The organism is Bacillus sp. EB106-04-04-XG123 (assembly GCF_058791855.1).
This window is the reverse complement of record NZ_JBYTDZ010000001.1, coordinates 491,364-514,415: the sequence shown is the minus strand read 5'-3', so window position 1 is coordinate 514,415 and position 23,052 is coordinate 491,364. Positions and strand designations below refer to the sequence as shown.

Below are 23,052 nucleotides of genomic sequence, written 5' to 3'. Positions count from 1 at the left end.
ATGGTCGATCCATTGGATATTTTAACGAATATTGAAGATGTTTTCCCGCACTATCAAGCAATATTCAGTGCGGAAGAGCAAAAAGTGATAGGCTATGAGATTCTAGGAAGAATGAAGCTTGAGTCAGAAACGGTCAGCCTAGGCTCCTTCTTTACGGATTCATCTATTCCTGACGAATATAAATTGGAAGTAGATCACAAAGTACTGACTCAAGCACTTGATCTCTTCACAACAGCAGATGACGATTTGCTCATTTTTATTAATCATGATGCCAATATCCTCATGCTAGATCATGGGGAAAGCTTTTTAGAACTCTTAAAGGAATATGAAGCAAGGGGCATTCAGCTTAACCGGTTTGTTATTGAGTTTGCAGAGCATACGTTTAGCGGCGACATTGAACAGCTTTACCATACGTTAACGTATTATCGTACATATGGGATTAAAATCGCCGTCTCAAATATAGGAAAAGAAAGCAGTAATCTGGACCGGATTGCCTTGCTTTCACCTGATTTATTAAAAATAGATTTACAGGCATTAAAGGCATCGGCTCCATCTCCTTCCTATGAATATGTCTTGTACAGCATTTCATTGCTTGCAAGAAAAATAGGAGCTGCTCTAATTTATGAAGACATTGAAGCAAATTTCCAGCTTCAGTATGCTTGGAGAAATGGCGGGAGATATTTTCAAGGGTTCTATCTTCATGAGCCTGCAGGAGAATTAATCGATCGAAGCCACCGAAAAGATCAGCTTAGAGAAGAATTCCAGCAATTCATTGCCCATGAGAAAAAGAAGCTGCAAGCTGTCTACGAACATTCTGAAACATTTTATAAACGAATTCATCAAGCTGTTACGACTTTAAAGAAATCGTGCAGCACAAATGATGAGCTCATTCAAAAACTGGCACTTGAACTAACAGATTGCAGCTTTCGGATTTATATGTGTAATGAAGAAGGTTTTCAAATCACTGGAAATGTGTTCAAAAAAGAGGAAGAATGGTTGTTTCAGCCGGAGTATATAGAAAAAAACTGGAGCTGGCGTCCTTATTTCCTAGCAAATATTCTTCAAATGAGAATTAGCGGAAAAGGATTTTTCAGCGATATTTATAGTGATTTAGAAACCGGTGAGAGGATACGTACGTTTTCTTATCCTTTAGAGGGAGATATGTATTTGTTTATAGACCTTCCGTATGCCTATTTATATGAGCAAGATGGATTAATTTGAAGACGCGGCTTGAAGACTAATCCTCGCATTCTTTGTCAGTCCTGCGTGGCAGTGCTCCCGAATGTACAATTCGCTCCGGTACTCGTCCTTTCTAGACTTCAAAGGCTTTCTATCACACTGAAATATAAATAAAAGGAATTTTAGCCTTTTGTCATCAATCTGAGCAGCCTCGTAGGCTGCTTTTTTTGATAGAAAAAAGAAAATTAAAAAATGGTTGACAATGAAACTGATAATCATTATCATTTAGTTATAGAGAGAAGCTACTCTCTGTTCCCCAACCCCTCTATCAGATCAAGATCCAAAAAACTTGGCGCTACCCCCGCCAAGTTTTTTTTGTGCTTCAATCTTTCCCTTCATGCATAGGACAGCCCAAACCCTCCATACATCTTAAGTGATGATAGTTAGACAGTAGGAGGGAAACATCATGATCAAACGTGACACGCGGCTGCTCATTGATTTGCCAAGACCAGATCACCCAGATGCAAATGGTGCCGCTGCTGTGCAAGAATTACTCGGCGGAAAATTCGGTGAAATGTCCACATTAAATAATTACATGTTTCAATCCTTTAACTTTAGAGGGAAACGAAAACTCAAACCGTTTTATGACCTCGTATCCAGTATTACAGCTGAAGAATTCGGTCATGTTGAGCTTGTGACCACAGCCATCAATCTCATGATTACAGGAACCACCCATGGCGGGGACCCAGATACGACGCCGATGAAGGCAGCTGTCGATAAACGAAATACACAGCATTTTATTCAAACAGCCCAAACAGGCTATCCGTTTGATTCAATGGCAAAACCTTGGACAGGAGAGAATGTGTTCTCAAGCGGCAACCTGATTCTTGACCTCCTTCATAATTTCTTCCTTGAATGCGGAGCACGTACGCACAAAATGCGTGTATATGAAATGACGGACCACCCTACAGCAAGAGAGATGATCGGTTATTTACTTGTCAGGGGCGGCGTGCATATTGTGGCATATGCAAAGGCACTAGAAGTCGCTACAGGAGTAGATGTAGGGAAGATGCTGCCAATCCCAAATCTTGATAACAAATACTTTGATTCAGCGAGAAAATTTGAAGATCAGAATGTTCATACAAAGCTGTATACATTTAGTGATACGGACTACAAGGATATCAATAAAATTTGGAAAGGCAGCCACCCGATTGATGGAAAACCGCTCACAGTCATTGAAGGCACCCCGCAAGGTGCACCTGTGCCAGATTATAGAGAATTACCGGAAGAGTTTGCTCCAGGCATATCAAAAGAGGATTTTGATGAAATTGCGAAACGACTGATGAGATCTGCTGGTTTATAAAAATCATGGTGCATGAGATTAGAAAAAAGACTCAAACTAAAAAAACAGATTCTTTTTCTTTTTTTGAATTCAAGAGGAAAAATATCATCTGAGAACACTTTATGGTATGATGCTTTGTAGGACTTGTGTATAATCAATACGGGTTCATCTTGAGTTGTTTTTTTGAAAGGAGTCTTTTTTTAGAATGTCACAATTAATGGGTATCATTACAAGGCTGCAAAGTCTTCAAGAGACAGCAGAAGCTGCAAACGAGCCGGCACAGCGTTATTTCGAAGTGAACGGTGAGAAAATCTGTAGTGTTAAGTATTTCGAAAAGAATCAAACGTTTGAATTGACTGTTTTTCAACAAGGGGATAAGCCAAACACTTTCCCATTTGACAACATTGATATGATTTCGATTGAGATTTTTGAGCTTCTACAATCCTAAGCTGAATCGTATGAAATGTTTTTTCTGAGGATTCCTTCGTTTATTGCGGCAGCATACATGGATCATCATAGATGATATGTACAAATGGAAGATGATCAATCAGCGCATTTTTCGGATAAGAGACCATTAAAAAGGAGTTCCTTTCTGTGAGTGATTCTTTTTTCTACAATCTTTCTGAAGATCGTTTAGCGTTTTCTGATGTCGTCATGAGAATGAAAGACTTTATTCGAAAAGACCCTAGATCCGCCTATGTGTTATCAATTGGTACGGACTCTCAGGTCAATCAAAATGTCACAACATTTATGACTGCAATTCATCTCCACCGGATTGGCAAAGGAGCTTGGGGCTGCCTCACACAACAAGTGATTGAAAGACCCGTGCAAAGTCTTAGAGAAAAAATTTCATTAGAGACAGCGTTTAGCCAAAAGGTATGTGCAGACATCCTTGAGGGGCCTTTAACAGAACTGATGGATTTGCTTCTTCCGTTTGCTGAGGAAGGGGCAGACCTTCGTTTTGAAGCCCATCTGGATATTGGCAAAAAAGGAAGTACAAAAGAGCTGATCCAGGAAATGACCGGAATGATCACAGCTATGGGAATTGAAGCAAAAATAAAACCCGACTCATATGCAGCATTTTGCTATGCCAATCGATACACAAAATAAATTCCGTCATTTTTCTCCAAACCTTGTCGAAACGTGCGGTTGACGATTCGATTCTAGTTCCTTATTCTAGCTGTATAGAGAGGAAGCAGACATTCAAAAGCCTGCTAATCAATATAAAAGCATATATGAAACAGGGGGCCTGATGTTGAATGAGCGTCATCGAAAATCGTTTTAATGAAGAAGAGAAAAAGCTATTATTAAACGTATTGCTGAATCAGGAATATGCTGTCGAATTACTAAGCAGTGAGATCAATGATATAGAATGTGGAACAAAAAATGTCGACGACAATACGTATAAGCAATTGATCACATTGTATGACAGAGTAAGGTTTGAGAATTAATATTGGTTTAACATTCTATTAGATACTCGGGGGCTGAGTATCTTTTTTATGCAGAAAAAATCTTTCGACAAAATTCGTTTTAGTTTATGCTTAATCGTAATGGGGAATGTATGATTGATGATTGAGAGAAAAGGGGTCGAAGAAACATGATAGAGATAGAGCCGACTCAATTGCTTGAGTCCACAGTAGCCGAGCATATGATTGATGCAGATAAAGTCGCACATGTTCAAATTGGCAATAACCTTGAGCATGCCCTATTGGTTCTAACCAAAACAGGATATACAGCTATTCCGGTATTAGACGCTTCTTATCATTTACACGGGTTAATTGGAACGAATATGATTATGGATAAAATCTTCGGTTTAGAACGAATCGAATTCGAGAAGCTCGACCAGTTGAAGGTCGAAGAGGTTATGCTGAAGGATATTCCGAGACTCAAAACGACAGATCCTGTACTAAAAGGCGTTCACGCTGTGACAAATAATGGATTTGTTTGTGTAGTAAATGAGGAGCAAGTCTTTGAAGGTATTTTTACTCGACGAGTTGTATTAAAGCGCTTAAATGAGGTCATTCATTCCGCGAAAAAATGAGCTGCAGCCCAGCTTATTTTTTTTTGCCTTCATAAGTTAAAATTTATATAATGAGCATATGAAATAAGAAAAACTTATAGAGAGAAAGGGGACGCCCATGCAGCTTCAGGAGTTACATATGCTTGTTGTGCTAAGTGAAGAATTGAATATGAGAAAGGCTTCGGAACGGCTCTTTGTCTCTCAGCCTGCATTATCGCAAAGATTGCAGACGATCGAAAAGGAATGGGGAACGAAAATCTTTTTTCGTTCACAAAAGGGGCTGACCGTGACTTCAGCAGGTGAACAGATTATCCAATTTGCAAAAGAAGTAACGGTTGAACAGGATCGAGTGAGAGAACGAATTGATGAACTTGAGGGTGACATTCACGGTACACTCAAGCTTGCGGTGGCGTCGATTATTGGACAGCACTGGCTGCCAAAGGTGTTAAAACGGTATGTCGAAAAATATCCAAATGCCAAGGTGTCACTCGTTACCGGCTGGAGCAGTGAAATGCTCAAAAGCTTGTATGAAGACCATGTGCACATAGGAATCATTCGCGGAAACCCTGATTGGAAGGGGACAAAGGAATACTTGATGACAGATCATTTATACTTAGTCGATTCCGTGATCAAGGACGTAGATGAATTAATCAAGACTGAGCGGCCATTTATCCAATTTAAAAGCGACAGCACGTATTATCAGGAAATCCAGCACTGGTGGCATCAAAAATTTAAAGTATCTCCAAAGCAGACGATTTTAGTAGACCAAATTGAAACATGTAAACAAATGGCCTACCACGGCATCGGCTACGCCATTTTGCCTTCTGTTACTCTATATGACCACGAAAAAAGTGTTTATAAAACACCGCTTGTTGATGTAAACGGAGAGCAAATCGGCCGTGACACATGGCTGCTAGGCTATGAAGCGTCTTTTCAGTTAAAACAGGTGCAAGCATTTGTTGGTGTGGTTAAAGAAATGCTTGAAAATGATGCCGTGTAAGTACCTTCTTGGAATAGGGAGGTACTTTTTTTTATGAAATCATTTGACAATGAAAATCATTATCATTTAAAGTGTACATATAATAATTGAAAATGATTATCATTTAGATGAGGTGACCGATAGATGAAAGCACTAATTGCATTTGCGAGTATGTCTGGAAATACGGAAGATATGGCAGCGATCTTAAAGCAAACTCTTGAAGGAAAAGGCATAGATACAGAGATGATGGAATTTGATGATACGAACGCAGAGGACCTTTCCTCATACGATTACGTATTCATTGGTTCTTATACTTGGGGTGATGGAGATTTGCCATATGAAGCAGAGGATTTTTATGAAGAGGTCTCTACTCTTGAACTTAGTCACATAAAAGCAGCTGTCTTTGGATCGGGTGATTACAGCTATCCAAAGTTTTGCGAGGCTGTCCATACATTCCATGACATGCTGAAATCAACGGGTGCATCTGTTTTTCCTGAAACATTAAAAATGGAGCTTGCACCGGATACAGATGAAGATGTGGCGTGCTGTCAGGAATTTGCTGTGAGCTTTTTAACGTGGGCCGCTTTGTCTGAGAAACGAGTTGAAAATCATGTTTCATAAAGGAGCAACAGCCGTTGCAGCATCTAAAAGTGGTGGATACTTTGTTGCTGTAAAACGTGAAGGTATTTTTCACTATAGTGTGGAGAGCGGATGGCAGCAGCTATTTAAGCTCAAGCATAAAATTCATGCGATCAGCTATATTGGCCCTTATTTATTCGGTGTTGGTGAAAATGGCACAGTGATTAGATCAGGAGATGAAGGCAATACATGGGCGTTATCTTCATTTCCAACAAACGCAGTCGTCTGGTCTATTACAGGACGTAAAGATGGGTTTGTATGTGCGCATGGAAAACATAGTATCTATGTGTCAAATGATTTCGGAATTTCCTGGGAAATTATGAAGCCATTTGCTCATGTGAATCATCCGCCGGTCATTCGTTCTTTATGTGCTGCAGGTGACCACCTTTATATTGGAACACAGATTCATGAGGTTCACGGAGGAATATGGGTGTATGACTTGCAGAGTGAACAGATTTTTCTTTTAAACAGAGAGGAGCACCGAATGACAGCTTCTATGCTGCTCTGTCATGAACATCTTCTTGTTTGTGCATTAGGTTCAAAAAAAGGCAAAAAAGGATCTGTTCAAATTTTAGATTTACATACAAATATTCTGCATGATATTCAATCACAGGCCTTTGCTAGAGAAGAATCATTTTTGGATGTATCAGAGGATAATGGCATTGTGTATGTGACCACCTCACAAGACGAACACGGATTTTCTAAAGTGTATCAGCTTGATATTGAGCAAAAAGAGCTCAAATGGTTTGATACGATCAAAGGACACGGTTTTCGTGTAGCCAATCAAAACGAAAACTTTTTCTGTGCGGGTTTATATGAAAGTAAGTTTGTCAGGCCGTATGAGGAGCCTGCATTGATTCATTGATAAGGAGGAAGAAAAAGTGACAGAAAAGGTTTTATTGGTGTATGCCACGATGTCTGGAAATACAGAAGCGATGGCAGATTTAATTGAAAAAGGTATTACGGAAGCAGGAGCCAGCGTGGACCGGCATGAAGCGATGGATATTGATGCGGAGCTGCTTAATGATTACTCGCACATTATGTTAGGTGCGTATACATGGGGAGATGGCGATCTTCCGGATGATTTTATTGATTTATATGAAGAAATGGAAGAGCTTGATTTAACGGGAAAAGCATTTGCAGTATTCGGTTCTGGCGATACATCTTACGAACATTTTTGCGGAGCTGTTGACCTAATCGAAGAAAAAGTGAAGGAGCTTGGCGGTGACATTGTCCTCCCATCAGTTAAAATTGAGCTGAATCCAGAAGGAGAGGAAGAAGACGAATTAATTTCTTTTGGTAAACAATTTGTTCAGCTTCACCAGCAAGAAGCGGGATAATCGGTCCCGCTTGTTTTATTTTCCATTGCGGAGATGACTCTTTCACTTGTCATTAAAACACTCCTTTGGTACAGTAATGAAGTATAAATTAAGAGGAGGACATACATACATGAAACAAATGGACGCTAATGAAATTATTTCATTTATTCAAAATAGTACAAAATCAACACCTGTCAAAGTCTATATTAAAGGTGACTTAGAAGGTATTGAGTTTGGTAAACATGCAAAAACATTCATCACAGGAAACACTGGAGTTGTTTTCGGTGAGTGGAGCGAAATTCAAGAAGTGCTAGCATCAAACAAAGACAAAATTGAAGATGTTGTCGTGGAAAATGACCGCCGCAACTCTGCAATTCCGATGTTAGATTTGAAAAACATTAAAGCCCGTATCGAGCCAGGGGCAATCATTCGTGACCAAGTTGAAATCGGTGATAATGCAGTCATTATGATGGGTGCTTCTATTAATATCGGTTCTGTAATCGGCGAAGGTACGATGATTGATATGAACGTGGTGCTTGGCGGCCGTGCGACAGTAGGTAAGAACTGTCATATCGGTGCTGGATCTGTTCTTGCAGGTGTTATTGAGCCACCGTCTGCTAAACCAGTTGTGGTAGAAGATGACGTTGTCATCGGTGCGAACGCTGTTGTTCTAGAAGGCGTGACAATTGGTAAAGGTGCAGTAGTAGCTGCTGGTGCGATCGTTGTGAACGATGTAGAGCCTTACACAGTTGTAGCAGGTACACCTGCTAAGAAAATCAAAGACATCGATGAAAAAACAAAAGGTAAGACTGAAATCAAACAAGAACTGCGTCAGCTTTAATTCATATAATTCGCAGCTGAAGACAAAGACGTGGATGAGATATCCACGTCTTATTCGTATAGAAGAAAGGAAGCGAGTTCACTTGTTAAATCGTGAGCAATTAATATCCATTCGAAGAGATTTACACCAAATCCCTGAGCTTGGTTTCCAAGAATTTAAAACACAAGCGTATCTCATTCAGCATTTGGACACCTATTCAAAAGATCGAGTTGAGATTGAAACGTGGCGAACTGGGCTTTTTGTAAAAGTGAAAGGGACAAATCCAACGCGCGTATTTGCTTATCGTGCAGATATGGACGGCCTGTCTATACCCGAGGAAACAGGGTATTCATTTGAATCTGTGCATGAAGGGAAGATGCATGCATGTGGACATGACCTTCATATGACCATTGCGCTTGGTATCATCGATCATTTCGTTCATGAACCGATCAAAGAAGACGTATTATTTATCTTCCAGCCGGCAGAAGAAGGTCCAGGCGGTGCCGAACCAATGCTTACAAGTGATGTTCTCAAAAAATGGACGCCAGACTTTATTACAGCGCTGCATATCGCACCTGAATATCCTGTTGGGACAATTGCTACAAAGCCGGGTTTGTTATTTGCCAATACGAGTGAGCTTGTGATTGAGCTTGAAGGAAAAGGCGGACATGCTGCATATCCTCATTTAGCAAATGATATGGTTGTTGCTGCAAGTGCTCTTGTAGGTCAGCTGCAATCGGTTATTTCACGTAATGTTGATCCCCTTGATAGTGCGGTCATTACAGTGGGCACGATTACCGGCGGAACGGCTCAAAATATTATTGCGCAGCATGCAAAGCTTGACGGTACCATTCGCACACTTTCGCCAGAGTCTATGGACAAGGTGAGAAAGCGAATTGAAGCATTGGCAAAAGGAATTGAAATTGGCTACGAATGCAAAGCAACCGTTCGTTATCCTTCGTCTTATTACGAAGTGGACAATTCAAAGGATTTGACAGAGGAATTTATGTCATATGTAGCCCAAGAAGGACTTGCGAATGTGATTGAATGCAGAGAAGCCATGACAGGAGAAGATTTTGGCTACATGCTGAAAAAATATCCCGGCTTCATGTTTTGGTTAGGTGTCGATTCAGAATACGGCCTGCATCATGCAAAGCTCCAGCCGGATGAAAACGCGATTGAAACAGCTGTGAATGTCATGACGGCTTATTTTAAAAAGCAAGCTGGTGAATGAATAATCGAGCTGCCTCCTGTACACCTTATGAACAGGAGGTGTTCTTGATTATGACAAGAATTGGTGTAGAACAATCTTTATCCGATGTAGAAGAACTATTGAAGCAAAAAGGGTATGATGTCGTACGTATTCAAAATGAACAGCAAATGGATCAGTGTGACTGTTATGTCGTCACAGGATTAGATTCAAATGTTCTTGGCATTTCAGACACAACAACAAAGGCATCTGTTATTACAGCATCAGGTATGACGGCTGATGAAATTTGCCAAGAAGTAGAACAGCGTGTTCAATAAAACAAGAAAAAGAACCGGTAGATTATGATCCCGGTTCTTTTTGCTCTTTTTCTATATCGAGTACTTCTTTCATTTTTTTGCGCAAGATTCGTTCTACCCGCCATTGCTCCATTGTTTCAGTTTTCGCTATGATGCGCAGCACAAGAGAGGAAGAACCGAACGCCTCCACGCCGACAACTTGAGGACCTTCGATAATTTGAGGAGTTTCCTCCCGCACCTCATCACAGGCAGCTTGAAGGGCTGTGATCATCTGATCCACATTTTCATCCGGAGACAGCTCAATATCAACGAGTGCCTGCATCGTTCCTCTTGAATGATTGCTTACATTCAGTATGCTGCGATTTGGGATGAAATGAAGGGTGCCGTCAAAGCTTCGAAGCTGCGTGGTTCTTAGTCCAATTTGTTCGACAATCCCATCAAATCCAGCGACCGTTATATATTCTCCTACATCAAATTGTTTTTCCAATAGTATAAAGAATCCGGTCACAATATCACTCACTAACCCTTGAGCGCCAAAACCGATCGCAAGTCCTACAACGCCTGCACCTGCCAGCAAAGCAGTCGGGTTATAATGAAATAAGTCGAGGATCATCACAACTAGAATAAAAATCAATAAGTAGGCGAAAATATTTAACGTTAGACTTTGCAGCGTCTGAGCTCTTGATAAAGAGACTTCATGCTTTTCAGCGAATGTGGAATAGGCTCGCTTAATCATCTTGTTTCCTATGGCTCTGATGATAAAGTAAATGGCAAAAATGGCGACTAGTTTTAGCAAAATCATACTGCTATTGAGGATAATGGAAACCCAATCTACTTGTTGAAATGCTTTCATGATCTTCAAAACCTTTCTATGTATGCTCTAAAAGAGAAGCTAATCATTTGTTCCCTTATGCAAGTCATGTTAAACTTTTGATAGGTGAAGCAGGAATTGTGACAAATCGTTAATTAAATTTATTATTAATTAATATTGACTAAAAATCGCATAAGTATTATAATTGTAATTGTGAAGTTATTAACTAAATGAGAATTTTAAGTTTCGATTCTCATTTTATATACAGCTAAGAAGACTGTATAAAGATATTATTTTTTGGAGGGATTTACATATGGCAGAGCGTTTCGTAGGAAAACAAGCTCCACGTTTTGAAATGGAAGCAGTACTTGCTAACAAGGAATTTGGTAAAGTAAGTTTAGAGGAAAACATGAAGAATGACAAATGGACAGTTCTTTTCTTCTATCCAATGGATTTCACATTTGTTTGCCCAACTGAAATTACAGCAATGAGCGATCGTTATGACGAGTTCGAAGATTTAGATGCAGAAATCATCGGTGTATCTACTGATACAATCCACACGCATCTTGCTTGGATCAATACAGACCGTAAAGACAATGGTCTAGGTGAATTAAAATACCCGTTAGCTGCTGATACTAACCACACAGTGTCTAGAGAATACGGCGTTTTAATTGAAGAAGAAGGAATTGCTCTTCGCGGTTTATTCATCATTAACCCAGAAGGCGAACTTCAATACCAAACAGTATTCCACAACAATATCGGTCGTGATGTAGATGAGACATTACGTGTTCTTCAAGCATTACAAACTGGTGGACTTTGCCCAGCGAACTGGAAACCTGGTCAAAAAACACTTTAATTGATAACTGAAGAAACAGGAGGGTCTAACTGATGTTAGACCTTTTTGTTTCGACACATACAATGGATGGAGGCGCTTCATAATGAAATTACGTCAACCAATGCCAGAACTAACTGGTGCAAAAGAGTGGTTAAATGGAGAAGTAAAAAAAGAAGATTTGATTGGTGACAAACCAACATTGATTCATTTCTGGTCAGTCAGCTGTCATCTTTGTAAAGAGGCAATGCCTCAAGTCAATCAATTCCGTGATGAGTACAAGGATCAACTAAACGTTGTAGCAGTTCATATGCCTCGTTCAGAAGATGACCTAGATCTAGAAAAAATCAAAGAAGTTGCGAAAGAGCATGAAATCACGCAGCCAATCTTTGTGGACAGTGATCATCACCTAACAGAAGCCTTTGAAAACGAATATGTACCTGCATATTATGTATTTGATAAAACAGGTGCTTTGCGTCACTTTCAAGCCGGTGGAAGCGGAATGAAAATGCTTGAAAAACGTGTCAATCGAGTGCTTTCTGAGTCTGAAAAGGCTGCAGAATAGGCTTTCCCCCATAAATGGGGGTTTTTTCATGGGCAAAAACAGGCGGCGTATTGCACTGGACGAGTTTATTATTCCTAAGAAAAGAGAAAATGAGGGAGTTTATTAAAAAATATCCCTGAAACAAAAAGGTATAACGACCTATTTACATTTTTATTTTGAAATGAAATTGTAAAGATTTTAACTTTTTACTATTCAGAACGTTTTTGCACAAAAGAAATTTCAGTTAGGTAAATAACTATATAAATCAAGTAGTATAAGCGTTTATTCAATTTTTTTACAATATTTTAAGGTTTGTCAAAAGCCTATGGTGTCAATGAAATGGGTGCCGATTTTTCCTCCTTGGCAAAATTTTAGTTGAAAATACCTATCTGTTAGCAAACTGTAAAATGATAAAAAAATAGTTGATAAAATTAGTTTTCTAATCTAATATTTACTATAGAATATTTTTTATATGATGAGGGGGAAATCCATTGTTTAATGAGAGGGAAGCGTTACGTTTACGATTGGAACAATTAAACGAGGCAGAAGTAAAGGTCATCCGTGAATATCAAATTGAGCGCGATGCGATTTATGCAAAATTAAGAGAATTAGACCGTCAAGGAACAGGTCTAGTGTCAGATACAAAAAAAGAAGTACGTACAGAAAGAAAGACAGATTCACTGCCTGTATTAGCTGAGCTTGCTGCGCAAGAAATGAGAAGCTACCAGCAGCCGGCACAACCACAATCATCATCTTTAGGAACAGGACAGCTAAACGGTGCACCTGTAGGTATTCCTGAAGGATCGACAAGACGCAGAAGAGGCACAGCTCGTCCTGGCTCAAAGGCAGCGAAGCTTCGTGAAGCTGCGATTAAAACGTTAAAACGTCATAATGCAGCGATTAAAAGCTCAGAGCTTCAAAAAGAGATTGAAAAAGAGAGCGGTCTTGAAATCCCAAATATGACAACGTTTATGCAAAGCTTAATTAAAATGTATCCTGAAGTGAAGAAGCCTTATCGCGGACAGTATATTTTAGAAGGCGACATTCAAACAGAAGACGAATAAATAAAAAAACTGCTGGGCGTCAAGCCAGCAGTTTTTTTATTCGAGAATTACTTCTTTTGATCAACTGTATAGACAATTTTGCGTTCCTTAGGCAGGTGATCACGCTGTTTTTTAAAGCCGTCAATTTTGACTGTCATGACTTCTCCATTACGCTGCACAGCATCGACTTGTTCCTGAAGTGTTTGAACTTGTTCGTTGAGTTTCTTCAAAATCGGTTCGATTTCTTCTGTCGTTTGCAGGATGCGGTCTTGTGAGAATGGCTGTGAATTTGTTTGGGCTGACTGGTCAATATCTGCAAAATGAGATGCGATCCATTCTTCGCTTTCTGCTAACTGCTTTTGATAGCTTGTGAGCGTTTCATAAAAAATCGCTTCTTTTGCTTTTTCAATTTGCAGTAATTTCTCCTGCGTTTCATAAAAACGCTCTTGAAGGTGTCTGACGCCTTCCTGTAATACATGGAGCTCTGCGTTTTTATCGCCTAATGTTTGCTGTAGCTTTTCAATCACTGCGGATAAAGTATTTCCTTTTTTCTCCTCTTTTGCAAGTCGTTTATCTTGATCTTCTATCCGTTCATTTAATTGTTGCGAGATTTCCTTATATTTGACAACTTTCAAATGCAGCCTGTGTTTTTCTTCGGTTTCTTTTCTTCTATGATAGGTTTCCTTTTGCAGCATCTCATGGAGAAGGACCATTTTATGTAACAATTCTGATTTGCTGTAGGAGAGATCCTGTATTTTTGAGGCAGCATCATGTTGATCATTGGTTATTTCATCCAGTTGTTGTTTTAATTGCGTGTAATCCTTTTTCATCTCATGATATTCTTGAGTTAGCTTCTTATTTTTAGAATACGTATATGAGGACTGTAAATCAGAGATCACTTGTTGATATTTGGCAGTTTCAGCTTTTAAGTATAAATTTTCTTGAGATAGATCATGGAATAGGGGAGAAGCATGGCGCCTGTTCATCGATAGACCCTCCTTATTCATGTTACCAATAAAGTATGCGAAAGGAGTGCGATTAGAACAACCATATCAAAGGAGGATGAGAGGATGCACGTAGTGAATGTGATTTTAGCTGGAGGAGCTTCCAGACGTTTTGGAGAGCCAAAGGCAAGCCATATGTTTCAGGGGAAACCATTATATGAGCATGTGAAAGAGCAGCTTTTAGACGGGCAGACTGTCATCATCAGTCATCCATCGCTTCTTCCTTTTTTCAAAGCAAGAGGTGAACAAAGTGTGTGTTTAGATGATGAAGAGGTGCGCGGATGCGGACCGCTTGCTGGCATATATACAGCGATGCAAAAGCAAGAAGCAGAATGGTATTTAGTGACGGCGTGTGACATGCCTTTCATACGGAAGAAAACGGCGGAAGTATTATCGTCCTATTGCAATGAGCGCGCAGATGCCATTATCCCGCTTGTTCAGGGCAGATTACAGCCTTTATTTGCACTTTATCACCGCCGCTCTCTGCCGTTTATTCGCGCGTGCTTAAAAGAGAATCAATTAACCATTAAAGATTTGCTTCAAAAGCTTCAGGTGCGCATCGTTTCAGAGGAAGAACTGAACGTGACATCAAATGAATTTCGTAATATCAATAAAAGAAGCGATTTACCTGAAAACGGTATGATATGATACATAAAAAAACGGTGAGGAGAGAACAGCATTGAATGACCGATATTCAAGACAAATCTTGTTCCCTCCGGTTGGGGAAAAAGGGCAGCATGCGCTGGCTGAAAGTCATGTTCTGATCGTTGGAGCCGGTGCACTTGGTACCGCTTCTGCGGAAGGGCTTGTCCGGTCTGGCATCGGTACGCTGACGATTGTCGATCGTGATTATGTGGAATTTTCAAATTTACAGCGGCAGCAGCTCTACACGGAACATGATGCAAAGGCACATGTACCAAAAGCAGCTGCGGCAAAAAAACGTCTCGAGCAGATCAATCATGAAGTGACCATACACGCTCTGATTGAAGATGCAGGGGCGGAGCTGTTAAGGCCGTTATTCCAGAGAGCAGATATCGTCATTGATGCAACAGATAATTTTGAGACAAGAATGGTGATGAATGACTTATCACTAGAAACGAAGACGCCGTGGATATATGGCGCTTGTGTGAGCAGTCAGGGGATGTATATGACCATATTGCCGGATAAAACGCCATGTTTATCATGTGTGTTCACGGCAATGCCTGTTGGCGGCTTGACGTGTGATACAGCGGGGATTATTTCACCTGCTGTTCAAATGGTTTCTGCTTATCAGCAAACAGAGGCACTAAAATATTTAACAGGGCATGAAGATCAAATCGAGCGGAAATTTGTCACGTTTGATCTTTGGCAGTCCACATCATTTAAAATGGATTTATCTCTAACTAAAGAGAAGAACTGTCCAACTTGCGGCATCGCAAGAACCTATCCTTATTTACATGATCAGCGTAAAAAATCGACGGTCCTTTGCGGACGTGACACCGTTCAAATTGTTTCAAAGGATTTAGCAGAACTCTCATTTCAGCATATGAAAGAGCGGCTCTCATCTATTTGTGAGGTGGAAGTAAACGACTTCTTAATCCATGTACGCTACGAAAATTACCGGATGGTCTGTTTCAAAGGAGGACGTGCATTAATCCATGGAACAAATGATGAAAAAGAAGCCAATTCATTACTAGCAAGACTGCTAGGGATATAGGAGTGAAGTGTGATGGAAAGACGGCAGCCAATACCAGTAGAAGAGGCCATAAAGAAAGTTCACCAATACGAAAAACATGGAGAAATAGAATGGGTCCCTTTAAAGGATAGCCTTGGAAGGTTTATTGCAGAAGATATTTTAGCAGACCATGATGTTCCGGCATTTGATCGTTCTCCGTATGATGGATTTGCGCTTCGGGCAGAAGATACAAAAGAAGCGTCAAGTGCGCATCCAGTTGAATTCGAGGTCATTGATCATATTGGTGCAGGAATGGTCTCAGCAAAAACCATCGGTCCCTTTCAGGCCATCCGTATTATGACAGGGGCAAAAATTCCAAATGGAGCAAATGTCGTCATCATGATCGAGCTGACGAAGACTTTCGAAAAAGACGGCAAATCATTCATGTCACTGAAAAGACCGCTGAAAAAGGGAGACAATATTTCTAGTCAAGGAGAAGAGGTTCTCAAAGGAAACGTGATGGTCAAAAAAGGAACAGCTGTCACTTCTGGCGTCACGGCTCTTTTGGCGACATTTGGATATGCGGTAGTGCCAGTTGTCAAAAAACCGGTGATTGGCATTATTTCAACGGGCACAGAGCTTCTTCAAGTAAGTGATGCCATGGTAGACGGCAAGATTAGAAATAGTAATCTGAGTATGGTCTATGCGCAGGTACTTGAGGCCGGAGCTGATCCGCTAGATTTAGGCGGAGTCTCCGATGATTTTGACAAAAGTTATCATGCAGTAAAAGCAGCCATGAGCAAGGTAGACATTCTGATCACAACAGGCGGCGTGTCAGTGGGTGATTTTGACTTTCTGCCTGCCATTTATGAAAAGCTGGGAGCCAAGGTACTGTTTAATAAAGTAGCCATGAGACCTGGAAGTGTGACGACTGTGGCTGCAATGCCGAATGGTCAATTGCTGTTTGGGCTGTCTGGAAACCCTGCTGCCTGTTTTGTGGGCTTTGAATTATTTGTGAAACCGATCATTTATAAATGGTATATGAAAGAAAATCCGTTTCCCGCTTTTGCTGAGGCGAAACTCACACATGATTTTCCAAAAGCCAATCCGTTTACTCGTTTTGTCAGGGCGGCTCTTCAATTCACTGGGAGTCAGATCAGTGTGACTCCGACAGGTCTTGATAAATCAAGTGCAGTGACCTCTATTGCAGAGGCTGACTGTTTCATCATGCTGCCTGGGGGAACAAGAGGTTTTCAAGCAGGTGATCAAGTTGATGTTCTGCTGTTTCAGCACAAAGGCGGTGGGTCTCCATGCTGGATGACAAATTAAGCATATTACAGGTGGTCGGTTTTCAAAATAGCGGCAAGACCACATTGATTGAAAAGCTCTGTCAGCTGGCCGAACGTGAAGGACTGAAGCTGGGTTGCTTTAAACACCATGGACATGGCGGGACACCAGATCGTCTTTTCAAAGAAAAAGATACTGATCGATATATTCAGGCAGGTGCCTATGCCGCAGGTGTGGAAGGAGAAGGTGAGTTTCACTTTTCGATGCAGGACTTCACGTTAGAACAGCTGCTCAACATGTGTCAGCATCTTCCGTTAGACGCTGTTCTCATAGAGGGGTACAAACAGGCGCCTTATCGCAAAATCGTTTGTGTAAAGAATGAAGAGGAGCTTATTGACCTTTCCGCTCTTTCCAATATACAAGCAGCTATTTATTTTTCTCAAGAAGATCAATTAACCGAAAATTACCCGTTTCCTGTGTTTTCAGCTTTTGATAAGCGCGGGATGACATTTGCTTTTCACTTATTGAAGGGAGGCGGCACGTTTTGAGCGAACTTTTTAAAATAACAAAAACGCCGATTGAGGTAAACGAATTGATTCAGCATGTGACAAGACGAAAGGCAGGGGCGATTACGACGTTTATTGGGACGGTCAGAGAATGGACAAACGGCAAGAAAACATTGCGTTTAACCTACGAAGCATACATACCAATGGCGGAAAGCATGCTAATGCAGATTGGACAAGAAATCAAGAATCGATGGCCTGACACTGAAGCAGCGATTGTGCACCGGATTGGAACACTTGAGATAACGGATATTGCTGTTGCGATCGCCGTTTCGTCTCCTCATAGGAAGGCTGCCTATGAAGCCAATGAATATGCCATTGAACGAATTAAGGAAATCGTTCCCATTTGGAAAAAAGAATATTGGGAAGACGGAGAGGCCTGGATAGGTGATCAGCTTGAAACGGTTTCATATCCAGAAGGTAAACCTAGCAATCTTCAACTTGCAGAGAAAGAAGGTGATCAGCATGATTAATGTATTATTGTTCGCCGGCCTTGCTGAGAAGGCCGGTAAACAACAAATCATCATTCAAAAAGATCAAACAACGGTTGATGAGATTAAAATAGAATTACAGGAGGTATATGGTGTTGATGCTGCAGAAAACGTAATGGTTGCAGTCAACGAAATATATACGAGGGAAAATGCTGAAGTGCGTAGCGGGGACACTGTTGCACTCATTCCTCCTGTAAGTGGTGGATAATAGATATTAGAGGATTTGGTTATGGCCACCCGGCTGTAACCAATTTTTTATGTGTGAAAAGTTTGTAGAGGTACTTGGGTGTGATCTTCGTAAATAAAACATCCCCTTCTTGCTTTAGAAATGTGAGGATCGAGCTGCTGAATGAGATCATACAATTCGCTGATTCGTCTCACATTGAAATCTGTTTGGGCTTGAAGCTGTTCTTTTAATTCTTTTGTGCTCACAATGCTTCCCTTTTTCTCTTTGATAATATCTACACATCTTGCAGCGTAGTATATTTTGTCATTAGAAGGTCTGCTTTCTTTCATATCAAGTAATTTGAGCTCATGATAAATCGATTCTCTTTCCTTTCGAAAGTATTGCCATGCTTCTTGTTCCTTTTCATACAGTAAAATCAATTGCATTTTCAATTTTTCTCTTAACATTCACTTGACTCCATTTCCACTATCATTTAACCTACCTCTATTTTACATTATATGAAAAAATAACTTTTGATCAAGTAAAATCCCTTTATTTTTAATTTTTTAATATGAAAGTATTGATACTAAAGACTTATTTGTTCTGTAAAAGAAACCAATCATAGTCCTATAAAGCCGGGATTTGTCGAAATTACTAGGATTATTTTAACAAAAAATTGTTGTGTCTATCTAAGACCATGCGAATCCAAAAGAAAAGGATATTTATTCCGAAAGACATATTGTTTACTTAATAAAATGTTTTTAGGTCAGTAAAAGCACGATTCTTGGTATGAATATGGTCGGATCATGAGGTCATTTGAAGGGTTTCTTTCGTGAAAATAGAATAATAGATAAAATTTTTTCTCAATGAAAATAAGAAAATCAAATGTTCGATCACTTATTGGCAATCTTTTGATAAAATAGAAAGAAAAAGAGCGTTATTGTGCGTCTGCATACTTGCTTGACATAGAGAGGATGACATTTGATGAAAGAAAACATGGAAAAACCTACGATCATTGGAGTGAGTACAAGACCATCAGAGCACCTGAAAAGAGTATGGGAAAATCCAGTTGTTTGGTGGCCTTTATCTTGTGCGCTTATTTTAACAGTCGTTGTGACTTATTTGTCTGAGCTCGTAAATAAGGGAATGTGGGCAGATTTAAGTTTGCCGATACCTATTGTTTATGTGGTGACACTCATTGGTCTCGTATTTGGGATTGTCATCAATGCGGCTATATATAAGCTCATCGTATTTTTAGCGAAAGGTGATGCATCATTTCGGCAGCTTTTTTCAGCGGTCCTGTTCATTACACCCGTTACGATCATTGGGACAATTATTTCTCATTTGGCAGTCATCCTTTTTCATGTTCCAAAAGACATCACGGTTACCTCGTTAAACGCGCTCATTCGAATTTCTGGTCCATGGCAGGCGGTGTTAGCCAATATCGATCTATTTGTGATCTGGAATCTTGTTTTAACTGGCTTTTTATTCATCCAAGTTGGGCGTATATCACCGAGAATTTCTTGGGTGATTATAGGCGTTTTTTATATCTTATCGTTAATTTTTCAATATGTAGGAACAGCAATTAACATATCAGTAAGCTGGGGGTAGAAGGTTTTTATGAGAAAGAAAATCATCATTGGATCTATTTTAATTATTGTGATTGGACTATTTATTGGATTTAATATTGCGAAAAACCAAGCAAAGCCTGCTTCTACAGCAGCGATTAAAACAGTCAAACTCACGCCAAAAGAAATCACCTCTACCGTGATGACACCGGGGACACTTTCATTCTTTGAAGAGCAGTTCATCTATGAAGAAGAGGAAAAGGGGAAATTGAAGGAAATTGCTGTGAAAGAAGGGGAAAAGGTAAAGGCTGGAACGCCGCTTCTTACATATGAAAATAAGGAACTGGAGCTTGAAGAGCAGCAGCAAGCACTAGCCGTTGAATCAAGTACATTAAAACTGGAACAATTGCAAAATCGGCTGAGTGAATTAGAGGAGAAAAAAGCAGGCGCTAATATCAAAAGCGAGCGAGATCAGCTTCAATTAGAACTGAAAGCGGCTGAATTAGAACAAAAGCAAGCAGAGATCAGCCAAGAAAAAGTAAAGGCTCAAATAGAAGATTTAACCGTACATAGTAAAATTGATGGAACAGTGATTTCCATTGAGCAAGAGGCAGGGGCAGGGGGGGCGGAAGAAAGGCAGCCGATCATTCATATTGGTCATGATAAAAAAATGATCGTGCGGGGTTTGATCTCAGAGTATGATGCCATAAAAATCAAAAAGAAACAAAAAGTGAAGGTAACGTCTGATGTCATTCGCGGGAAGAGCTGGCAAGGAGTCGTGAAAAAAGTAGGCACTGTTCCTGTCCAGACAGCAGTCGAAACAACTTCGAGCGACCAAACGGTTCAATATCCTGTTGAGGTAGAAATAAAGGGAAAGAAACCTGAGGCGAAGCCTGGTTTTAAAATGATCATGGAAATTCAAACAGATAAGCGCCAAGCGCAAACAATTCCTGAAACAGCGGTAAAAAAAGAGACTGATGGACAATACGTTTATGTTGTTGAAAAAAATGAATTGAAAAAAGTAAAAGTGGTCATAGGGGAAACGTCAGGTCATGATCTTGAAGTAACAAAAGGTGTCAAGGCAGAGGATCAAATCATTGCTCATCCAACAGATGACATGTATGACGGAATGGAAGTGAATGCTGAATGATTCAGCTTTCCAACGTGACAAAAAGCTATGAGGTCGCACACGAAACATTTGATGTATTAAGTGATATGAATCTTGTCATTGAAAAAGGCGAGTATATGTCCATTATGGGCCCGTCCGGCTCTGGAAAATCAACATTAATGAATATTATTGGCTGTTTAGACCGCCCAACGACAGGACAATATCATTTTCAAGGTACAGAGCTGTCAGCAGCAAAGGACCAGGAGCTTGCGGTCATTCGAAATCAATCCATTGGATTTGTTTTTCAGCAATTTCATCTGCTGCCAAGGTTAAATGCGAGGCGCAATGTGGAACTGCCGATGATTTACGCTGGGATCAGTCAAAAGGAAAGAAAAGAACGTGCGGAATTGGCACTGGAAAAGGTTGGTTTGGCAGATCGAATGAAACATATGCCAAGTGAGTTGTCAGGAGGACAAAAGCAAAGGGTGGCAATTGCACGTGCGATTGTCAATAAGCCTCAGCTGATTTTAGCAGATGAACCGACTGGTGCTCTCGACTCAAAAACAAGCATCTCAATTATGGAACAGTTTACACAGCTGAATGAGGAAGGGACAACGATTGTGCTTGTCACCCATGAAGAAGAAATAGCTGCGTATACAAATCGGACTGTCGTTGTGAGAGATGGACGGCTTGTTGAAGATAGATGGATACAAGGGGACGCTATGAATGAAACTCTTTGAAAATATCAAAATAGCGCTGAATTCGGTTTTAGCTCATAAATTACGTTCTATTTTAACGATGCTTGGGATTATTATTGGTGTTGGATCAGTCATTGCAGTCGTGGCGATCGGTCAAGGCGGTGAGCAAATGTTAAAAGGATCGATTTCAGGTCCAAACAATACCATTGATATGACATATACGCCTTCTGACGAAGAATTAAATGCAAATCCAAATGCCTTATTCGAAGCATCATTTACTGAGGAAGACATAAAAAGCATTAGGACAATCAACGGGGTGGAGCAGGTCGCCTCCTCGACTGCACAAGGAATGCAGCTGAGGTTTCAAGATACGACAGTTGATGCGACAGTTAACGGTATAAATGAAGGGTATACAAATGTACATTCATTACAAATCGCAGAAGGACAGGATTTAAGAGATATTGATTTTAGAAGCGGCAGAAGAGCTGCTCTTATCTCAGATGGCTTACAAAAAGAACTATTCAACGGACAAAAGGCATTAGGCGAACTGATTTGGATGAACGGACAGCCAGTTGAAGTCATCGGTGTGTTAGCAAAACAGAAAGGGATGTTTTCATTTGATATGAATGAAATCTATGTCCCATTTGCGATGCTCACCTCCACACTTGGTATGAGTGAATATGATAAGTTGTCTATTCAAGTCGCACATGCTGATCAAATGAAGGAAGTAGGAAAGAGCGCGGCTGCCATATTAAATGAAAATCATCATACAGAAGATGCTTACGAAATGATCAATATGGAAGAAATCGCAGAAGGGATTGGTCAAATAACATCCGTTATGACAACGATCATTGGCTCAATAGCCGGGATCTCTTTACTTGTTGGCGGAATCGGTGTGATGAATATTATGCTCGTTTCTGTGACAGAGAGGACAAGAGAAATCGGTATTCGAAAGGCGATGGGCGCAACAAGGGCTCAAATTCTCGTTCAGTTTTTAATTGAGTCTGTCGTTTTAACACTCATCGGCGGGTTGATGGGGATTGCACTTGGCTTAGGTGGTGCTTCGTTAGTATCACTATTTGCCGGCTGGCCGTCTCTTGTATCTTGGCAAGTAGTATGTGGAGGCGTACTGTTTAGTATGCTCATTGGTATTGTTTTTGGGTTAATTCCTGCGAATAAAGCAGCGAGACTAGACCCTATTGAATCGCTCAGGTATGAATAATTCGGAGAGGAAAGAAGCATACAATCGGTTTACATTCGCCTTCATTACCCATCAAAAGCTTTTATGCAAATTGCATAAAAGCTTTTTTTAGTTCCATTGAATGAAATAAAAAATGATAGAAATGCTAATATCATGACTTTCATCTTATTGTCACATATTTTTCAGTTTACAAATGGTACATATAAAGGTAAGATGACCATGGTGAAAGATTTTGATAGTTATTGAATGTATTTGATTGTTTTGTATTGATAATGTTG

The 23,052-nt window shown here is 40.2% G+C and carries 29 protein-coding genes; 26 read left to right on the top strand and 3 right to left on the bottom strand.

The genetic code is table 11. The features are described 5' to 3' along the window. From AC3WTB_RS02610 to AC3WTB_RS02550, 13 genes are all read left to right on the top strand, one after another. Entirely contained in the window at nt 1-1,221 is a 1,221-nt protein-coding gene (locus tag AC3WTB_RS02610; RefSeq protein ID WP_024426863.1) for an EAL domain-containing protein, read from the top strand. Between the two features lie 424 nt (nt 1,222-1,645). Further along, the gene (locus AC3WTB_RS02605; RefSeq protein ID WP_024424718.1) at nt 1,646-2,542 is read left to right on the top strand and encodes a manganese catalase family protein; all 897 of its coding nucleotides are present in this window, start codon (nt 1,646-1,648) and stop codon (nt 2,540-2,542) included. 184 nt (nt 2,543-2,726) lie between these two features. After that, nucleotides 2,727-2,969, top strand: a complete 243-nt coding sequence (locus AC3WTB_RS02600; RefSeq protein WP_003212254.1) for a YkuJ family protein — start codon at nt 2,727-2,729, stop codon at nt 2,967-2,969. Nucleotides 2,970-3,115: 146 nt separating this feature from the next. Then, nucleotides 3,116-3,631 (top strand): ribonuclease H-like YkuK family protein, encoded by a 516-nt coding sequence (locus AC3WTB_RS02595; RefSeq protein ID WP_039178147.1) that lies wholly within the window; start codon nt 3,116-3,118, stop codon nt 3,629-3,631. A gap of 149 nt (nt 3,632-3,780) precedes the next feature. Continuing rightward, a complete protein-coding gene (gene abbA, locus AC3WTB_RS02590; protein WP_003210802.1) occupies nt 3,781-3,972 on the top strand; it encodes an antirepressor AbbA in 192 nt (63 codons plus the stop codon). A gap of 146 nt (nt 3,973-4,118) precedes the next feature. After that, nucleotides 4,119-4,562: a cyclic-di-AMP-binding protein CbpB gene (cbpB, locus tag AC3WTB_RS02585; protein ID WP_047203681.1), complete on the top strand. Its 444-nt coding sequence runs from the start codon at nt 4,119-4,121 to the stop codon at nt 4,560-4,562. A 97-nt stretch (nt 4,563-4,659) separates the two neighbouring features. Beyond that, complete coding sequence (ccpC, locus tag AC3WTB_RS02580) at nt 4,660-5,541, top strand: transcriptional regulator CcpC (RefSeq protein ID WP_024424721.1); 882 nt, start codon at nt 4,660-4,662, stop codon at nt 5,539-5,541. Nucleotides 5,542-5,664: 123 nt separating this feature from the next. Then, nucleotides 5,665-6,141, top strand: coding sequence for a flavodoxin (locus AC3WTB_RS02575; protein ID WP_039178153.1), 477 nt, complete (start codon nt 5,665-5,667; stop codon nt 6,139-6,141). Then, a complete protein-coding gene (locus AC3WTB_RS02570; protein ID WP_034281596.1) occupies nt 6,131-7,024 on the top strand; it encodes a WD40/YVTN/BNR-like repeat-containing protein in 894 nt (297 codons plus the stop codon). The genes AC3WTB_RS02575 and AC3WTB_RS02570 overlap by 11 nt, the downstream gene beginning before the upstream one ends. Nucleotides 7,025-7,040: 16 nt before the next feature. Beyond that, a complete protein-coding gene (locus AC3WTB_RS02565; protein ID WP_039178158.1) occupies nt 7,041-7,499 on the top strand; it encodes a flavodoxin in 459 nt (152 codons plus the stop codon). A 109-nt stretch (nt 7,500-7,608) separates the two neighbouring features. Further along, complete coding sequence (gene dapD, locus AC3WTB_RS02560; RefSeq protein WP_366204697.1) at nt 7,609-8,319, top strand: 2,3,4,5-tetrahydropyridine-2,6-dicarboxylate N-acetyltransferase; 711 nt, start codon at nt 7,609-7,611, stop codon at nt 8,317-8,319. A gap of 34 nt (nt 8,320-8,353) precedes the next feature. Continuing rightward, nucleotides 8,354-9,532, top strand: coding sequence for an N-acetyldiaminopimelate deacetylase (locus AC3WTB_RS02555; RefSeq protein WP_268464720.1), 1,179 nt, complete (start codon nt 8,354-8,356; stop codon nt 9,530-9,532). 50 nt (nt 9,533-9,582) lie between these two features. Beyond that, nucleotides 9,583-9,825 (top strand): YkuS family protein, encoded by a 243-nt coding sequence (locus AC3WTB_RS02550; RefSeq protein WP_024424725.1) that lies wholly within the window; start codon nt 9,583-9,585, stop codon nt 9,823-9,825. 22 nt (nt 9,826-9,847) lie between these two features. Here AC3WTB_RS02550 and AC3WTB_RS02545 read toward each other — a convergent pair whose 3' ends face one another. Then, nucleotides 9,848-10,657 carry a mechanosensitive ion channel family protein gene (locus AC3WTB_RS02545; protein WP_492333263.1) on the bottom strand — a complete coding sequence of 270 codons (810 nt, stop codon included), beginning with the start codon at nt 10,655-10,657 and terminating at the stop codon, nt 9,848-9,850. Nucleotides 10,658-10,928: 271 nt separating this feature from the next. On the opposite strand from AC3WTB_RS02545, the gene ahpA reads away from it, so the two are divergent. From ahpA to rok, 3 genes are all read left to right on the top strand, one after another. Then, nucleotides 10,929-11,471 carry a biofilm-specific peroxidase AhpA gene (gene ahpA / locus AC3WTB_RS02540; RefSeq protein WP_003211758.1) on the top strand — a complete coding sequence of 181 codons (543 nt, stop codon included), beginning with the start codon at nt 10,929-10,931 and terminating at the stop codon, nt 11,469-11,471. 82 nt (nt 11,472-11,553) lie between these two features. After that, complete coding sequence (locus AC3WTB_RS02535; RefSeq protein ID WP_492333262.1) at nt 11,554-12,012, top strand: TlpA family protein disulfide reductase; 459 nt, start codon at nt 11,554-11,556, stop codon at nt 12,010-12,012. A gap of 470 nt (nt 12,013-12,482) precedes the next feature. Further along, on the top strand, nt 12,483-13,055 hold the full coding sequence (rok, locus tag AC3WTB_RS02530; RefSeq protein WP_024426871.1) for a transcriptional regulator Rok: 573 nt from the start codon (nt 12,483-12,485) through the stop codon (nt 13,053-13,055). Nucleotides 13,056-13,102: 47 nt separating this feature from the next. Here the strand turns inward: rok and AC3WTB_RS02525 are convergent, their stop codons facing one another. Next, nucleotides 13,103-14,020, bottom strand: a complete 918-nt coding sequence (locus AC3WTB_RS02525; RefSeq protein WP_126681758.1) for a coiled-coil domain-containing protein — start codon at nt 14,018-14,020, stop codon at nt 13,103-13,105. Nucleotides 14,021-14,104: 84 nt separating this feature from the next. Between AC3WTB_RS02525 and AC3WTB_RS02520 the strand changes: the two genes are divergently transcribed. The 6 genes from AC3WTB_RS02520 to moaD are packed head-to-tail and all read left to right on the top strand — an operon-like array spanning nt 14,105 to nt 18,241. Beyond that, the gene (locus AC3WTB_RS02520; protein ID WP_492333261.1) at nt 14,105-14,686 is read left to right on the top strand and encodes a molybdenum cofactor guanylyltransferase; all 582 of its coding nucleotides are present in this window, start codon (nt 14,105-14,107) and stop codon (nt 14,684-14,686) included. A 31-nt stretch (nt 14,687-14,717) separates the two neighbouring features. Beyond that, nucleotides 14,718-15,734 (top strand): thiazole biosynthesis adenylyltransferase ThiF, encoded by a 1,017-nt coding sequence (locus AC3WTB_RS02515; RefSeq protein WP_366206614.1) that lies wholly within the window; start codon nt 14,718-14,720, stop codon nt 15,732-15,734. Nucleotides 15,735-15,743: 9 nt separating this feature from the next. Next, nucleotides 15,744-17,021, top strand: a complete 1,278-nt coding sequence (locus tag AC3WTB_RS02510) for a molybdopterin molybdotransferase MoeA (RefSeq protein WP_058837774.1) — start codon at nt 15,744-15,746, stop codon at nt 17,019-17,021. Then, nucleotides 17,003-17,527 (top strand): molybdopterin-guanine dinucleotide biosynthesis protein B, encoded by a 525-nt coding sequence (gene mobB / locus AC3WTB_RS02505; RefSeq protein ID WP_058837773.1) that lies wholly within the window; start codon nt 17,003-17,005, stop codon nt 17,525-17,527. The genes AC3WTB_RS02510 and mobB overlap by 19 nt, the downstream gene beginning before the upstream one ends. Next, nucleotides 17,524-18,015 carry a molybdenum cofactor biosynthesis protein MoaE gene (locus tag AC3WTB_RS02500; protein WP_151284253.1) on the top strand — a complete coding sequence of 164 codons (492 nt, stop codon included), beginning with the start codon at nt 17,524-17,526 and terminating at the stop codon, nt 18,013-18,015. Before mobB ends, AC3WTB_RS02500 begins: the two co-directional genes overlap by 4 nt. Next, the gene (gene moaD / locus AC3WTB_RS02495) at nt 18,008-18,241 is read left to right on the top strand and encodes a molybdopterin converting factor subunit 1 (RefSeq protein ID WP_492333260.1); all 234 of its coding nucleotides are present in this window, start codon (nt 18,008-18,010) and stop codon (nt 18,239-18,241) included. Before AC3WTB_RS02500 ends, moaD begins: the two co-directional genes overlap by 8 nt. 47 nt (nt 18,242-18,288) lie before the next feature. On the opposite strand, the gene AC3WTB_RS02490 is transcribed toward moaD, so the two are convergent. Beyond that, nucleotides 18,289-18,666 (bottom strand): Rok-like winged helix domain-containing protein, encoded by a 378-nt coding sequence (locus AC3WTB_RS02490; protein WP_034281609.1) that lies wholly within the window; start codon nt 18,664-18,666, stop codon nt 18,289-18,291. Between the two features lie 517 nt (nt 18,667-19,183). On the opposite strand from AC3WTB_RS02490, the gene yknW reads away from it, so the two are divergent. From yknW to AC3WTB_RS02470, 4 genes are read left to right on the top strand one after another with little or no spacing between them, the layout of a single operon-like run. Next, on the top strand, nt 19,184-19,810 hold the full coding sequence (gene yknW / locus AC3WTB_RS02485) for a YknW family membrane protein (protein WP_260775896.1): 627 nt from the start codon (nt 19,184-19,186) through the stop codon (nt 19,808-19,810). A 9-nt stretch (nt 19,811-19,819) separates the two neighbouring features. Then, nucleotides 19,820-20,917, top strand: coding sequence for an efflux RND transporter periplasmic adaptor subunit (locus AC3WTB_RS02480; protein ID WP_327841966.1), 1,098 nt, complete (start codon nt 19,820-19,822; stop codon nt 20,915-20,917). Beyond that, a complete protein-coding gene (locus tag AC3WTB_RS02475; protein WP_058837769.1) occupies nt 20,914-21,615 on the top strand; it encodes an ABC transporter ATP-binding protein in 702 nt (233 codons plus the stop codon). Before AC3WTB_RS02480 ends, AC3WTB_RS02475 begins: the two co-directional genes overlap by 4 nt. Next, the gene (locus AC3WTB_RS02470) at nt 21,602-22,795 is read left to right on the top strand and encodes an ABC transporter permease (RefSeq protein ID WP_058837768.1); all 1,194 of its coding nucleotides are present in this window, start codon (nt 21,602-21,604) and stop codon (nt 22,793-22,795) included. Before AC3WTB_RS02475 ends, AC3WTB_RS02470 begins: the two co-directional genes overlap by 14 nt. Nucleotides 22,796-23,052 lie beyond the last annotated feature (257 nt).

What these genes read in the sequence shown, in the direction of transcription:
- AC3WTB_RS02610 (WP_024426863.1), top strand. Translation starts at nt 1, where the DNA reads ATGGTCGATCCATTGGATATTTTAACGAATATTGAAGATGTTTTCCCG.
- AC3WTB_RS02605 (WP_024424718.1), top strand. Translation starts at nt 1,646, where the DNA reads ATGATCAAACGTGACACGCGGCTGCTCATTGATTTGCCAAGACCAGAT.
- AC3WTB_RS02600 (WP_003212254.1), top strand. Translation starts at nt 2,727, where the DNA reads ATGTCACAATTAATGGGTATCATTACAAGGCTGCAAAGTCTTCAAGAG.
- abbA (WP_003210802.1), top strand. Translation starts at nt 3,781, where the DNA reads ATGAGCGTCATCGAAAATCGTTTTAATGAAGAAGAGAAAAAGCTATTA.
- cbpB (WP_047203681.1), top strand. Translation starts at nt 4,119, where the DNA reads ATGATAGAGATAGAGCCGACTCAATTGCTTGAGTCCACAGTAGCCGAG.
- ccpC (WP_024424721.1), top strand. Translation starts at nt 4,660, where the DNA reads ATGCAGCTTCAGGAGTTACATATGCTTGTTGTGCTAAGTGAAGAATTG.
- AC3WTB_RS02575 (WP_039178153.1), top strand. Translation starts at nt 5,665, where the DNA reads ATGAAAGCACTAATTGCATTTGCGAGTATGTCTGGAAATACGGAAGAT.
- AC3WTB_RS02570 (WP_034281596.1), top strand. Translation starts at nt 6,131, where the DNA reads ATGTTTCATAAAGGAGCAACAGCCGTTGCAGCATCTAAAAGTGGTGGA.
- dapD (WP_366204697.1), top strand. Translation starts at nt 7,609, where the DNA reads ATGAAACAAATGGACGCTAATGAAATTATTTCATTTATTCAAAATAGT.
- AC3WTB_RS02555 (WP_268464720.1), top strand. Translation starts at nt 8,354, where the DNA reads ATGAGATATCCACGTCTTATTCGTATAGAAGAAAGGAAGCGAGTTCAC.
- AC3WTB_RS02550 (WP_024424725.1), top strand. Translation starts at nt 9,583, where the DNA reads ATGACAAGAATTGGTGTAGAACAATCTTTATCCGATGTAGAAGAACTA.
- AC3WTB_RS02545 (WP_492333263.1), bottom strand. Translation starts at nt 10,657, where the DNA reads ATGAAAGCATTTCAACAAGTAGATTGGGTTTCCATTATCCTCAATAGC.
- ahpA (WP_003211758.1), top strand. Translation starts at nt 10,929, where the DNA reads ATGGCAGAGCGTTTCGTAGGAAAACAAGCTCCACGTTTTGAAATGGAA.
- AC3WTB_RS02535 (WP_492333262.1), top strand. Translation starts at nt 11,554, where the DNA reads ATGAAATTACGTCAACCAATGCCAGAACTAACTGGTGCAAAAGAGTGG.
- AC3WTB_RS02525 (WP_126681758.1), bottom strand. Translation starts at nt 14,020, where the DNA reads ATGAACAGGCGCCATGCTTCTCCCCTATTCCATGATCTATCTCAAGAA.
- AC3WTB_RS02520 (WP_492333261.1), top strand. Translation starts at nt 14,105, where the DNA reads ATGCACGTAGTGAATGTGATTTTAGCTGGAGGAGCTTCCAGACGTTTT.
- mobB (WP_058837773.1), top strand. Translation starts at nt 17,003, where the DNA reads ATGCTGGATGACAAATTAAGCATATTACAGGTGGTCGGTTTTCAAAAT.
- moaD (WP_492333260.1), top strand. Translation starts at nt 18,008, where the DNA reads ATGATTAATGTATTATTGTTCGCCGGCCTTGCTGAGAAGGCCGGTAAA.
- AC3WTB_RS02490 (WP_034281609.1), bottom strand. Translation starts at nt 18,666, where the DNA reads ATGTTAAGAGAAAAATTGAAAATGCAATTGATTTTACTGTATGAAAAG.
- yknW (WP_260775896.1), top strand. Translation starts at nt 19,184, where the DNA reads ATGAAAGAAAACATGGAAAAACCTACGATCATTGGAGTGAGTACAAGA.
- AC3WTB_RS02480 (WP_327841966.1), top strand. Translation starts at nt 19,820, where the DNA reads ATGAGAAAGAAAATCATCATTGGATCTATTTTAATTATTGTGATTGGA.
- AC3WTB_RS02475 (WP_058837769.1), top strand. Translation starts at nt 20,914, where the DNA reads ATGATTCAGCTTTCCAACGTGACAAAAAGCTATGAGGTCGCACACGAA.
- AC3WTB_RS02470 (WP_058837768.1), top strand. Translation starts at nt 21,602, where the DNA reads ATGAAACTCTTTGAAAATATCAAAATAGCGCTGAATTCGGTTTTAGCT.